Source organism: Nocardia barduliensis (genome assembly GCF_013315795.1).
GTDB classification, from domain to species: Bacteria; Actinomycetota; Actinomycetes; order Mycobacteriales; family Mycobacteriaceae; genus Nocardia; species Nocardia barduliensis.
Genome location: NZ_JABLTE010000306.1, coordinates 1 through 417, shown reverse-complemented (window position 1 = coordinate 417; position 417 = coordinate 1). Strand labels below are relative to the sequence as shown.

Here is a 417-nt window from a genome sequence, read left to right as displayed (position 1 = left end):
GATTATCGCCAGCAGCGCCAATGCCTGTCCGCGTTTCTCGCGCGGATAGATCGAGACCAGCAGCGACTGCGTGATCGGGTACATCGGGCCGGCCACGAAACCCTGCAGCGCACGCGACAGCACCAGCATGCCCATGCTCTGCGCCAGGCCGCACAGCAGCGAGGTGATGACGAAGGCCAGCGTGGCCCAGACGAACAGCTTGCGCTCGCCGAAGCGACGGCTGAGCCAGCCGGTCAGCGGCAGCGCGATGGCCGTGCTGACCGCGAACGAAGTGATGACCCAGGTCGCCTGCTGCGAGCTGGCGCCGAGATTACCGGCGATGGTCGGCAGTGAAACGTTGGCGATGGTGGTGTCGAGCACCTGCATGAACGACGCCATCGCCAGGCCCACGGTGCACAGGGCGACGCTGGGTGGCAG

1 pseudogene is annotated in these 417 nt (G+C 66.7%); it reads right to left on the bottom strand.

Features of this window, described 5'->3' with window-relative positions:
* Positions 1-417 (bottom strand): annotated as a pseudogene (gene emrB / locus HOV91_RS39340) (multidrug efflux MFS transporter permease subunit EmrB); the annotation flags it as partial.